This window comes from Stutzerimonas chloritidismutans, from assembly GCF_051486945.1.
Lineage (GTDB): Bacteria > Pseudomonadota > Gammaproteobacteria > Pseudomonadales > Pseudomonadaceae > Stutzerimonas > Stutzerimonas chloritidismutans_B.
Map to the genome: position 1 here is coordinate 60,271 of NZ_JAHVDX010000008.1, position 12,498 is coordinate 72,768.

Here is a 12,498-nt window from a genome sequence, read left to right on the forward strand (position 1 = left end):
GGACGGCTTGGCATGGCTATCTTCCGCAGATATCTGCATGAGTATAGATGCGGCGCCAGGTTCTGCTGGCGCCGCGTCCAATGCTCAGAGCCCTGGAAGTTTCGATCGGATCGCGGCGACCACTTCGTCGAGGCTGCCCGCGTCCGGAGTATCCACGCGTCGCGCCAGGAGGTGCTCGGCGTCGGTCAGCGGCTCGCGGTTCGCCTGTTGTGCGTTGACGACCTCGAGCGTGGCGTCGGACGGGTCGCGCCCGTCCGCCTGACGCTGGGCCAGCCACTGCGCAACGACCGCATCCGGCGCCTGACAATCCAAAATCACGAAAGGCACGCCGGTGGCCTCTGCGACCTGGCAGGCCGTTCGGCGCTGTTCATGCTTGAGATAGGTGGCATCGATCACCACTGAGAAGCCTGCGTTGAGCGCACGGGTGGCCATGTCGTGCAGGTGTTCATACGTCGCCTGGTTTGCCTGGGCGCTGTAGATACCTTGCCCGGTCTGTCCAGCGCCGGCATCGGACTGGTCCGCAAATAGACGCTTGCGCTCGACGTCGGAACGCAGGCGGATCGCTCCGAGTGCTTCGACCAGTCGCAGTGCGACTCCGCTCTTGCCTACGGCCGACACGCCATGCGTGATCGCCAGGAAGCGTGACGGAATAGCGCTGTAGCTTTCGGCAAGATTTGCATAGCTTCGGTACTGGCGGACGATGACCTTGCGCTGGACCGGATCCTGCTCCTGATCCAGACGGAACAGGCTGACCTTCGCTCGAACCAGTGCGCGATAAGCCTTGTAAAGGTTGAATAGTTCGAGCGCCGCATAGTCGCCGGTGCGCTCTAGCCAGGCATTGGTAAACCGTCGGGCCTGGCATTTGAGACCCCGATCCTCCAGATCCATCGCCAGAAACGCGGCATCGGAGGCTACGTCGATCAAGCGGAATGGCTCGTTGAACTCGATGCAATCGAACAGCACGACCGCTCCATCTATCAGCGTCGCGTTGCCCAGGTGAAGGTCGCCGTGGCACTCGCGAATGAAACCATCCTCGGATCTGCGCTCGAGCAGCGGCCACAACCGAGCGATGCTGGTTTCGGTCCAGTCCAGAAGCGCGTCGAGCTGCAGCAGGTCGGCCGGCTCCGTCAGCAGTGGACGGATCTGCTCGAAGTTCTGGCGCATGGGGGCGACGATGGCGTCGGCCCTATTCAACGGATGGTCATGTGCCACCTGAGGGGTTTTTAGGTGGAACTGGGCGATCTGCTCGGCGAGGGCATCGATGTGGACGTCGCTCAGCTCACCCCGGGCCTGGACCTCTGCGAGCAATTGGCTTTGCGGAAACTCACGCATCTGCAACAGGTATTCGATGGGCTCGCCGTCGCCGCCAAGGATGGGCGCGTCTGGGTTGCCCGTCACGGGTAGAACTTGCAAATACAGAGCAGGCGCCATGCGTTGGTTCAGGCGCAACTCTTCTTCGCAAAAATGCTTACGCGAGGCGAGTTCGGTGAAGTTGAGAAAGCCGAAATCTACCGGTTTCTTCATTTTGTAGGCGTAGGCGCCAGTCAGGATTACCCAGGAAATATGGGTTTCAATGACTTTGAATCCGTCGACAGGGTGCGGGTACAGGGCGGGGTTTTGCAGCGCGGCGATCAATGCTTGGCTCACGGTCATTCCTTTCGAAGCGTTTGGACGGGCGTGTGAGCACTTCGGGACACAGTTCACACAGTCTGGAAACGCACCATTATGTAGATCCCGCTCACGTGTGCAAACCGCCAGGAGGCCGTCTTGCAGCCAGATAGAAGTGCGTATAATCCGCCGCCATGACTAAATCTCGCTCCGCTCGTTCCCGCAACAAACGCCGTTCTGGCGGCTCACGCCCCTGGTTGGGCTGGGTCGTAAAACTGTCCATCGTCGCGCTGGTGATACTCGCTGGCGTCGCCGTCTATCTCGACGCGGTGGTGCAGGAGAAGTTCTCTGGTAAGCGTTGGACCATTCCGGCCACCGTCTATGCTCGGCCGCTGGAACTCTTTACGGGACAAAAGCTACATAAGGATGATTTTCTCGCCGAGTTGGATGCGCTGGGGTATCGACGCGAGCGTGCCGTTGGCGGCCCAGGGTCGGTATCCGTAGCCAGCAACGCCATAGAGTTGCAAACCCGCGGTTTTCAGTTCTATGAGGGGCTCGAGGAATCGAGGCGCATCCGCGTGCGTTTCTCCGGCGATTTCGTGGCCGGCCTCACGCAGGCCGACGGCGGTGAGCTTCCCGTGGCCCGGCTTGAGCCGCTCGTGATCGGCGGTCTATATCCGGCGCACAACGAGGATCGCATTCTGATCAAGCTGGATCAGGTCCCGCCTTATCTAGTGGAAACGCTCGTGGCGGTCGAGGATCGAGAGTTTTTTGATCATTTCGGCGTATCGCCCAAATCCATCGCCCGCGCCGTTTGGGTGAATTTGACTGCCGGCGAGGTGCGCCAAGGCGGCAGTACCCTGACGCAGCAGTTGGTGAAGAATTTTTACCTGACCAACGAGCGCAGCCTAAGCCGTAAGGCCACCGAGGCAATGATGGCGGTGCTGCTGGAGCTGCATTACGACAAGGAAGAGATTCTTGAAGCCTACCTCAACGAGGTTTTTCTCGGTCAGGACGGTCGGCGCGCCATTCACGGCTTTGGTCTGGCCAGTCAGTACTTTTTCGGCAGGCCGCTGGCTGAGTTGAAACTCCAACACGTTGCGTTGCTGGTTGGCATGGTCAAAGGGCCAACCTACTACAACCCGCGGCGCCACCCGGAGCGCGCTCTGGAGCGGCGCAACTTGGTCATCGATCTGCTCGAACAGCAGCAAGTGGTGGGCTCCGAGGAGGCGGCTGACGCCCGCAAGGCGCCGTTGGGCGTCACCCAGCGCGGCAGTATGGCAGACAGTTCTTATCCGGCCTTTCTCGATCTGGTCAAGCGGCAGTTGCGCGAGGATTATCGCGACGAGGATCTTACGGAAGAGGGGCTTCGGGTCTTTACCAGTTTCGACCCGATTCTGCAGCTTAAAGCCGAAAAGGCCATGACTGAGACGCTCAAGCGGTTGGGCAAGGCTGCCGACGGTGTCGAGGGTGCGATGCTTGTGACCAATCCCGAAACTGGGGAACTGCAGGCCATGCTGGGTAGCCGGCAACCCGGTTTTGCAGGGTTCAACCGGGCGCTGGATGCGTCGCGTCCCATCGGTTCGCTGATCAAGCCGGCCATCTACCTCGCGGCTTTGGAAAAGCCTAGCGAGTACACCTTGACCAGTCTCCTCCAGGACGAGCCTTTTTCTGTCAAAGGCGCAGACGGCAAGGTCTGGAAGCCGCAGAACTACGGGCGAACGGCGCACGGTACGGTTTATCTCTACCAGGCGCTTGCCAACTCCTACAATCTGTCGACTGCACGGCTTGGAATGGATCTTGGCGTTCCGCATGTCCTGCGCACGCTTGAGCGGCTCGGTGCGTCTCCCCAGTGGCCGGCGTACCCGTCCATGCTGCTGGGCGCGGGCGGGTTGCGGCCGATCGAGGTGGCCGACATTTATCAAACCCTGGCCAATGGCGGTTTCAATACCCCGTTACGTGCCATCAGGAGTGTCGTGGCAGCCAATGGTGAGCCGCTCAACCGCTACCCCTTCAAGATCCAGCAGCGTTTCGATGCCGGTGCGATCTACCTCACGCAGTATGCGATGCAACGGACAATGCTCGAGGGCACGGGGCGGTCCGCCTACAACTACGTCCCAAGGTCGTTGGCGCTAGCCGGCAAGACCGGAACCACCAACGATTCGCGAGACAGCTGGTTTGCGGGCTTTAGCCAAGACCTGCTGGCTGTTGTTTGGCTTGGCCGCGACGACAATGGCAAAACCAGCCTGACCGGCGCGACTGGTGCGCTGCAGGTATGGGCGGACTTCATGCGCCGGGCCGATCCGCTGCCCCTGCAGACGCCGGTACCAAGTAACGTAGTCATGGCCTGGGTTGACGCTCATACCGGTCAAGGTACGGCGGAGAATTGCCCGGATGCCGTGCAGATGCCTTATATACGGGGCAGTGAGCCCGCGCCCGGCCCTGGGTGCGGTTTGAGAGCGCCTGCCGAATCCGTGATGGATTGGGTGCGCGGCTGGCTGCCCTGATCTCGGCCTGTTGGGGTTGATTTGTTGAGGATGGAATATTGAAAAAGTACTGGGTGGCCATGGCGGCGGGCATTGTGCTGATACAGGGCTGCGCCTCGGTAAAAAGGGGGGCGATTCCCGTGGTCGATGCGGGTGCGCCGGTTTCAGAAGAGGTCGCGTCTCGGCGGGCTGCTGCGTCAGGGGCTCCGGCGGGCATGGCCCCTGGCGTTGCGACACAAGATTCGGGCGTCACCGTCATGGTGCCGCCCCAGCGCTCCGAACCGTTGCAAACATTCGCAGCCCCAGATGGCGCGTTTTCCGGCGGGTCGGCGAATGCGCCCGGTCAATGGACCCCGCCGTCGCAGCCAACGCAGACAGCACAACCGGCGCCTTATCCTTCATCGGTGCCTGCGGAGCGCCCAGCGCCAAGCGGTATTCCCTCGGCGGGCACGCTGTCTGCAGACGAACAGCTGGACGGTCCGGTGCTCGCATTGCTGACCACCGCTCAGCAGCTGCAAGGCGGCGGCGATCTTAACGGAGCGGCGTCGAGCCTGGAGCGGGCCCAGCGTATTGCACCACGTGAGCCGCAGGTTCTTTACCGGTTGGCCCAAGTGCGCTTGGCGCAAGGCGATGCCGTACAGGCTGAGCAGTTGTCGCGGCGGGCATTAGGATATGCAACGGATCGGCCGGCGCTTCAGGCCAGCTTGTGGGAATTGATCGCTCAGTCTCGCGAGCGGCAGGGCGACACGGCTGGTGCTACACAGGCGCGGGAACGTGCCAAGGTCCGCCTGTGATGGATCAGCGAATTGCAATGCTGGCCGAGCAGCTTTTGCTTATCGAGAAGGAGTTGCGTGCCCTGAGGCTGTGGGGTGAGCAGCAGCCTGAGCCTCAGGCGTTGGCCAGCCAGGAGCCGTTTTGTGTGGACACGCTGTCATTCGAGCAGTGGCTACAGTGGATCTTTCTGCCGCGGATGAAGGTCATTCTCGAGGAGGGACGAGCGCTCCCCGCAACTTCCGGGATTTGTGCCATGGCTGAGATGGTTTATCGCGACGATGCGCAGCGAGCTGCGGGCCTGATTCAGGCACTCGAGCGCTTCGATGTGCTAATCGGGATAGGGACGAAATAATCGGGCATTGGCCAGGCGAACAGCCTGGCCCGGCCTCGATCAGGAGCACGTTTCGCTAATCTTCCGCTGGGTTTCGCTGATGCGCTGCTGTCGTTCCTCTTCACCTAAGCGACGCATTTTTCCCGCTTCTTCGATCCTGACGCGCGGATTGTTTTCAAGCTGTGCGAGATTGGTGCGCAGGGTCGTGCAATAGCTTTTGAGTTCCGCCTCTTGCTTAGCGACCTGTTGTTTCACTTTCTTGTCGATCGCCTGCTGCTCTTGCTCAGCCTCGTCCTGGTGCGGCGGTGGGCTGGCTGGCCTGGGCACGGGAACGGCAGTACTGAAAGCTTCGGCGGTCTGGCCTGCTGGCGGCTGGGCACCGAAATGGGTGGTGCCTTGCGCATCCACCCATTTGTAGACCTGCCCCGCCATTACGTTACCGCTCAATGCGAGCAGTAACGTACCCGCAAGTATCGTCAATCGCATGCTTATCCCTTTTCCTGAAGCGAAACCGAGCCCTACTATACGCAATTACGCGCCCCGCTCATGCTGCGCTGTATCACAGCTGAAGCAGCTCGGAACTAGACGCTGGGCTTGACTTGCCGTTGTCTAATCCCAACAATTCAGGGCTTGCTGTTCCGAGCGCCCACGTAGTGGTGCGCTCGGTCCTTCAATAGGCGCTCACCCGCGCCGACTTGCTACACCCGCAACGCGTTACCTCGCGCTGGGAGGAGCGTCCCGCAACACTTTGGGACCTTCCTGATTGCCAAGTCAGCAGCTGACGTAGTCGGCGACCACCGTCGCTCACGCCGCTGTTTGGCAGTAAACCTACATTCTGGCCGGCCCGACGCGGAGCGGCTAACTGGCGTTCTAGAGGTGAACAACGTGGAACTTTTATCCGGCGCTGAAATGGTCGTCCGCTTCTTGCGCGACGAAGGCGTTAAGCACATCTACGGTTATCCGGGCGGCGCCCTGCTGCACATCTACGACGCGCTGTTCAAGGAAAAGGAAGTCACTCACATCCTCGTCCGTCATGAGCAGGCTGCGACTCATATGGCTGATGGCTATGCGCGCGCGACGGGCAAGGCGGGCGTTGTGCTGGTGACGTCAGGCCCCGGCGCGACTAATGCGATTACCGGCATCGCAACCGCGTACATGGATTCCATTCCGATGGTCGTCATTTCCGGCCAGGTTGCGAGCAATATGGTCGGTACCGATGCCTTTCAGGAAACCGACATGATCGGCATTTCGCGTCCGATCGTTAAGCACAGTTTCATGATCAAGCATCCTTCGGAGATCCCCGAAGTGATGAAAAAGGCTTTCTACCTGGCCCAGTCTGGTCGCCCAGGCCCGGTTGTCGTAGATATTCCGAAGGACATGACCAATCCGGCCGAAAAGTTCGAGTACGTATACCCGAAGAAGGCAAAGCTGCGGTCATATAGCCCTGCGGTGCGCGGTCATTCCGGGCAGATCCGCAAAGCAGCCGAGCTGCTTCTCTCGGCCAAACGCCCGATCATCTATGCAGGCGGTGGCGTGATCATGGGCGACGCTTCGGCCCAGCTGACCGAACTGGCCCAAATGCTCAATCTTCCGGTCACCAACACCCTGATGGGATTGGGTAGTTATCCGGGTAGCGATCGCCAGTTCGTCGGCATGCTGGGCATGCATGGAAGCTACACCGCCAACCTGGCCATGCATCACTCCGATGTCATTCTGGCCGTTGGCGCGCGTTTCGATGACAGGGTCATCAACGGCGCGACGAAATTTTGCCCGAACGCCAAGATCATCCATATCGATATTGATCCTGCGTCGATCTCTAAAACGATCAAGGCGGACATTCCGATCGTCGGCCCGGTCGATAGCGTGCTGACTGAAATGGTCGCGATCGTCAAGGAAATCGGCCAGGCGCCGAATGCCGAAACAGTGGCGAGCTGGTGGAAGCAGATCGAAGAATGGCGCGGCAGCCGCGGCTTGTTTCCGTACGACAAGGGTGACGGGACCATCATCAAGCCGCAGGCCGTCGTGGAAATGCTTTGTGAGGTGACGCGGGGCGAGGCGTATGTTGCGTCCGACGTGGGCCAACACCAGATGTTCGCTGCACAGTACTACCGGTTCAACAAGCCTAATCGTTGGCTCAACTCGGGCGGGCTCGGGACGATGGGCTTCGGCTTCCCGGCAGCCATGGGCGCCAAGCTGAATTTCCCCGATGCCGATGTCGCTTGCGTGACTGGCGAAGGCAGTATCCAGATGAACATTCAGGAGCTCTCCACCTGCTTGCAGTACGACCTGCCGGTGAAGATCGTAAACCTGAACAATGGCGCGCTGGGAATGGTCCGGCAATGGCAGGACATGCAGTACAACAGCCGCTACTCGCATTCCTATATGGAATCGCTGCCTGATTTCGTGAAGCTCGTTGAGGCCTACGGGCACGTCGGCATGCGCATCACCGATCTGAAGGATTTGCGCCCGCGCATGGAAGAGGCGTTCGCAATGAAGGATCGCCTGGTTTTCCTCGACATCGCCGTGGACACGAGCGAGCACGTCTACCCGATGCAGATCAAGGATGGTGCGATGCGGGACATGTGGCTCAGCAAGACGGAGCGGACCTGATCATGAGACACATCATTTCTCTGTTGCTGGAAAACGAGCCGGGGGCACTTTCCCGTGTGGTCGGTCTGTTCTCTCAGCGCAACTACAACATTGAGAGTTTGACCGTTGCGCCGACGGAAGACCCGACACTGTCGCGGTTGACGTTGACTACGATCGGCCATGAGGAAGTGATCGAGCAGATTACCAAGAACCTCAACAAGCTGATCGAGGTGGTGAAGTTGGTTGACCTCTCGGAAAGCGCCCACATCGAACGCGAGCTGATGCTCATCAAGGTGAAAGCAACGGGTGCCCAGCGCGCCGAGGTCAAGCGCACCACCGACATCTTCCGCGGGCAAATCGTGGACGTAACGTCGAACGTTTACACCATTCAGCTGGCCGGAACGAGCGACAAGCTCGACAGCTTTATACAGGCCATCGGCACCACCTCCATTTTGGAAGTCGTGCGCAGCGGCGTCACCGGAATATCCCGTGGCGACAAAGTACTGAGCATCTAATCATCTATCGAATGGCCGAACGGCCGGCAACAGGGGTAACACCATGAAAGTTTTCTACGACAAAGACTGCGACCTTTCGATCATCCAGGGAAAGAAAGTAGCGATCATTGGGTACGGGTCGCAGGGCCATGCACACGCATGCAATCTGAAGGATTCGGGCGTTGACGTGACCGTAGGCCTGCGCGCTGGCTCCCCCTCGGTTGCCAAGGCCGAAGCCCATGGCCTCAAAGTTGATAATGTTGCTGCCGCCGTTGCTGCTGCTGACGTAGTGATGATCCTGACGCCTGACGAATTTCAGGGACGCTTGTACCGTGACGAAATCGAGCCGAACCTCAAGAAGGGCGCGACGCTGGCTTTCGCACATGGCTTCTCTATTCATTACAACCAGGTCGTGCCGCGCGCGGATCTGGACGTCATCATGATCGCACCGAAGGCGCCAGGGCACACCGTTCGTTCCGAGTTCGTGAAAGGTGGTGGCATCCCCGATCTGATTGCCATCTACCAGGACGCGTCCGGCAACGCGAAGAACGTCGCGCTTTCCTACGCCTCGGGCGTTGGTGGCGGTCGCACCGGCATCATCGAGACGACGTTTAAAGACGAAACCGAAACCGACCTGTTCGGCGAGCAAGCTGTTCTGTGCGGTGGTTGCGTCGAGTTGGTGAAGGCAGGTTTCGAAACGCTGGTCGAAGCGGGCTATGCCCCTGAGATGGCTTATTTTGAATGTCTGCACGAGCTGAAGTTGATCGTTGACCTCATGTTCGAAGGCGGCATCGCCAACATGAATTACTCGATTTCCAACAACGCCGAGTACGGCGAATACGTAACTGGTCCGGAAGTGATCAACGCGGAGTCACGCGCTGCCATGCGTAATGCGCTCAAGCGTATCCAGGACGGTGAGTACGCCAAGATGTTCATCACTGAAGGTGCGGCGAACTATCCATCCATGACCGCCTACCGTCGTAACAATGCGGCGCACGGCATCGAGGTAGTGGGTGAAAAGCTGCGTTCGATGATGCCTTGGATCGCTGCGAACAAGATCGTCGACAAAGCCAAGAACTGAACCAGTCCTGATCCAACAAGAACGCGGCCTCGGCCGCGTTCTTTCGTTAGGTCAGCACAACTCTGATATAAAAGCGGCGCCGTCCCAGGTGAACCCACCAAGCCGGTCTATGTCGAAAAAATTTAAAGCAGCTGTAGGGTGAAGTGCATGAATGAGCGTCCCGAAGAGCCAAACAACCCCGTCGAGCCGGAGAGCTTGCTTCCGATTGACGAGCACGTCGAGGAGACGCAGGACTCGGAAGGCCGCAAGGTCAGGCATCGTGGCATCTATCTCCTGCCGAACCTATTTACGACCGCGAACCTATTCGCAGGTTTTTTCTGCATCATTACAGCCATCAACGGCAATTTTTATGTTGCTGCCGCGACGGTGTTCGTCGCGATGGTTCTCGATAGTCTCGATGGTCGTGTGGCTCGTTTGACCAATACGCAAAGTGCGTTCGGCGCCGAATATGACTCGCTGTCGGATATGGTCGCTTTTGGTCTTGCTCCGGCTGTTCTGGCATATGAGTGGGCGCTGTCGAGCCTCGGAAACGTAGGGCTAACGGTCGCGTTCATATACGTCGCCTGTGCCGCGCTCAGGTTGGCCCGCTTCAATACTCAGATTGGCAAGGTAGATAAACGCTGGTTCATCGGGCTCGCGAGCCCGGCAGCCGCAGGCGTGGTGGCCGGTTCGGTGTGGGCAATTTGGGCGCTCGACGAGCCGGGCATACGGGGCCTTGACCTTCCCCTTGCCGCGGTCATGTTGTTTGCGATGCTCGTGGCTGGTGCTGGCCTGTTGATGGTCAGCAACATCAAGTACTACAGTTTCAAGGACCTCGACTTGAAAGGGCGCGTGCCTTTCGTAGCAATTCTCGTAGTAGTGCTGGTTTTTGCGGTTGTCTTCAGTGATCCTCCTCGTGTGCTGCTCCTCATCTTCCTGGCCTACGCCGTATCCGGTCCCGTCCAGTTTCTGATGCGTCGTCGTCGGCGCGCCGAAGGTTGATTTCTCTCCTGTTCCGCTGTCTATTGGTGGTCCCAACCATGGGCAGCGGAGCACATCATGCTTATCCAAAGTCGTCGGCGCAGCGAGTGTCACGAATCGGAGGTCACACCGGAGGCGCTCTACCTTGATCGACGCCGATTCATTCAAGGTTCGCTGTTGGCGGGAGCTGCTTCGGTACTGCCGCTACCCGTGCATGCGGACGATGCGCGTTATGCCAGCGTCGATCCGGTAGACGCCCCCGAGTGGTTCGAGAGAAAGTTGTCGGATGCCCGGTGGGAGACGACGGATACCGATGGCGAGGCTGTCACGCCCTATCCCGACGCGACGTCGTACAACAATTTTTATGAGTTCGGCCCGAATAAGGACGACCCGGCGCGACACGCCTCCGGTATGAAGACTGACCCCTGGACCGTAACGATTGACGGTGAGGTCGCCAAGTCGGGACGCTTTGCGGTGGAAGATCTCGTCGCCCCCCCTCGGCTTGAAGAGCGCATTTATCGGCTGCGCTGTGTAGAGGCATGGTCGATGGTCATTCCTTGGCTTGGTTCCCCATTGTCGGAGCTGATTCGTCGCGTCGAGCCAACCTCGCAGGCCAAGTTTGTAAGGTTCGAAACGCTTGCGCGACCAGAAGAGATGCCTGGTATGCGCGGTGGTTTCTCGCTGATCGATTGGCCTTACGTTGAGGGGTTGCGCATGGATGAAGCCATGCATCCGTTGACCTTGCTGGCGATCGGGATGTATGGCCGAATCTTGCCCAATCAGAATGGAGCGCCGCTTCGCCTCGTCGTACCTTGGAAGTACGGTTTCAAAAGTATCAAGTCGATCGTCAGGATCAGTTTCTTGGCAGAGCAGCCGAGCACGACTTGGCAAACCATGGCTCCTCAAGAATACGGCTTCTATGCGAACGTTAACCCGCAGGTGTCCCACCCAAGGTGGTCGCAGGCTCGCGAGAGGAGGCTGCCTGGATCGCTGTTCAATCCCAACGTTCGCGATACCCAGATGTTCAATGGGTATGCCGATGAAGTGTCCGCTCTGTACGCTGGGATGGATCTGAGCAAGGACTATTGATGCGACACCTGTCGTTGCGGTTGTTTGTCTTTGTCGTTGCAACCTGTGTGCTGGGTTATTGGCTTTACCTGGGTGTTACCGGCGCGCTGGCGCCGGATCCGGGCAAGGTCTTAGTCGATAACCTAGGGCAGGGCGCATTGGTCTTTTTGCTGTGTTCGCTTTCCATGACACCGCTGCAGAGATTGTCGGGTTGGTCGGGCTGGATGGCGATACGCCGTCAGCTCGGGCTCTGGTGTTTCGCCTATGCCACGTTGCATGTCGCCGGGTATTTGGTGTTTCTTCTCGGCTTGGATTTCGCAAGTCTGCCAGCCGAGTTGCTGGAGCGTCCTTACATCATGGTTGGCGCACTTGCTTGGCTAGCGCTGCTCGCCTTGGCAGCTACGTCAAGTCGCTGGAGCATGCGCAAGCTTGGCAAGCGTTGGAAGCGTCTTCATCGATTGGTCTATCCGGTATTGCTGTTGGCCCTGTTGCATATGTTATGGGTCGTTAGAGCGGACGCCGGCCGTTGGGCGCTCTACGCATCCATTGGTGCGGCTCTGCTCGTTATTCGATTTCCAAGCGTCCAACGTTGGGCTGCGGCAAAGCGGATAAAAATGTGACGATGCTAAATTTCTTATTGACGGTCTCGCTTGTCGCCCTATAATGCGCACCTTCTCCGGCGCAGACCTTTCGATAAACCCCTTTATAATCAATAGGTTAACGAAAATAATGGCTTGCACGGAGGGCGAATTCGAGTAGAATGCGCCGCGCTGACAGGGTGGTGGTTTGGCACTGTTGGTGGCTCTGGTCAGGTTGATCGGAGAGGGTTGAAAGAGGTGGTTGACAGCGGGTTTAGACGCTGTATGATTCGCCTCCCGCTGACGAGAGGCTTAAAGCTGAACGGAAGCGCAAGCGGTTGAGAAGGAAAGAAATTCTTCAAAAACAGCTTGACGAGAAGCAAGGCTGCTGTAGAATGCGCGGCCTCGGTTGAGACGAAAGGCTTGATCGAAACGCTCTTTAACAACTGAATCAAGCAATTCGTGTGGGTGCTTGTGAGGTAAGACTGATGATCTGCAAGATTATCAGCATCACAAATACTCAACGAGA

The 12,498-nt window shown here is 58.6% G+C and carries 12 protein-coding genes; 9 read left to right on the forward strand and 3 right to left on the reverse strand.

The features are described 5' to 3' along the window. Positions 1-84: 84 nt before the first annotated feature. Positions 85-1,647: an AAA family ATPase gene (locus tag KXR72_RS20690; protein WP_437422989.1), complete on the reverse strand. Its 1,563-nt coding sequence runs from the start codon at positions 1,645-1,647 to the stop codon at positions 85-87. A 155-nt stretch (positions 1,648-1,802) separates the two neighbouring features. Here KXR72_RS20690 and mrcB point away from each other — a divergent pair, with 155 nt between their 5' ends. Genes mrcB through KXR72_RS20705 form a run of 3 tightly spaced genes read left to right on the forward strand, consistent with a single transcriptional unit; the run spans position 1,803 to position 5,220 of the window. Next, positions 1,803-4,115: a penicillin-binding protein 1B gene (gene mrcB, locus KXR72_RS20695; RefSeq protein ID WP_437422990.1), complete on the forward strand. Its 2,313-nt coding sequence runs from the start codon at positions 1,803-1,805 to the stop codon at positions 4,113-4,115. A gap of 59 nt (positions 4,116-4,174) precedes the next feature. Beyond that, positions 4,175-4,888: a tetratricopeptide repeat protein gene (locus KXR72_RS20700; protein WP_437423000.1), complete on the forward strand. Its 714-nt coding sequence runs from the start codon at positions 4,175-4,177 to the stop codon at positions 4,886-4,888. Continuing rightward, positions 4,888-5,220 (forward strand): YqcC family protein, encoded by a 333-nt coding sequence (locus KXR72_RS20705; protein WP_437422991.1) that lies wholly within the window; start codon positions 4,888-4,890, stop codon positions 5,218-5,220. Before KXR72_RS20700 ends, KXR72_RS20705 begins: the two co-directional genes overlap by 1 nt. 39 nt (positions 5,221-5,259) lie before the next feature. Here KXR72_RS20705 and KXR72_RS20710 read toward each other — a convergent pair whose 3' ends face one another. Continuing rightward, the gene (locus tag KXR72_RS20710) at positions 5,260-5,685 is read right to left on the reverse strand and encodes a DUF4124 domain-containing protein (RefSeq protein WP_437422992.1); all 426 of its coding nucleotides are present in this window, start codon (positions 5,683-5,685) and stop codon (positions 5,260-5,262) included. Between the two features lie 399 nt (positions 5,686-6,084). Here KXR72_RS20710 and KXR72_RS20715 point away from each other — a divergent pair, with 399 nt between their 5' ends. The 6 genes from KXR72_RS20715 to msrQ all read left to right on the forward strand — a co-directional run bounded on the left by KXR72_RS20715 (position 6,085) and on the right by msrQ (position 12,011). Next, positions 6,085-7,809, forward strand: a complete 1,725-nt coding sequence (locus tag KXR72_RS20715; RefSeq protein ID WP_437422993.1) for an acetolactate synthase 3 large subunit — start codon at positions 6,085-6,087, stop codon at positions 7,807-7,809. 2 nt (positions 7,810-7,811) lie between these two features. Continuing rightward, positions 7,812-8,303 (forward strand): acetolactate synthase small subunit, encoded by a 492-nt coding sequence (gene ilvN / locus KXR72_RS20720; protein WP_243607532.1) that lies wholly within the window; start codon positions 7,812-7,814, stop codon positions 8,301-8,303. Between the two features lie 43 nt (positions 8,304-8,346). Then, positions 8,347-9,363, forward strand: a complete 1,017-nt coding sequence (ilvC, locus tag KXR72_RS20725; RefSeq protein WP_437422994.1) for a ketol-acid reductoisomerase — start codon at positions 8,347-8,349, stop codon at positions 9,361-9,363. 147 nt (positions 9,364-9,510) lie between these two features. Then, positions 9,511-10,344 (forward strand): CDP-diacylglycerol--serine O-phosphatidyltransferase, encoded by an 834-nt coding sequence (pssA, locus tag KXR72_RS20730; RefSeq protein ID WP_437422995.1) that lies wholly within the window; start codon positions 9,511-9,513, stop codon positions 10,342-10,344. A 57-nt stretch (positions 10,345-10,401) separates the two neighbouring features. Then, positions 10,402-11,412, forward strand: coding sequence for a protein-methionine-sulfoxide reductase catalytic subunit MsrP (gene msrP / locus KXR72_RS20735; RefSeq protein WP_437422996.1), 1,011 nt, complete (start codon positions 10,402-10,404; stop codon positions 11,410-11,412). Next, the gene (gene msrQ / locus KXR72_RS20740) at positions 11,412-12,011 is read left to right on the forward strand and encodes a protein-methionine-sulfoxide reductase heme-binding subunit MsrQ (protein ID WP_437422997.1); all 600 of its coding nucleotides are present in this window, start codon (positions 11,412-11,414) and stop codon (positions 12,009-12,011) included. Before msrP ends, msrQ begins: the two co-directional genes overlap by 1 nt. A gap of 188 nt (positions 12,012-12,199) precedes the next feature. Here the strand turns inward: msrQ and KXR72_RS20745 are convergent. Beyond that, a partial coding sequence (locus KXR72_RS20745; protein WP_437422998.1) for a hypothetical protein occupies positions 12,200-12,498 on the reverse strand: 299 nt, incomplete at its 5' end.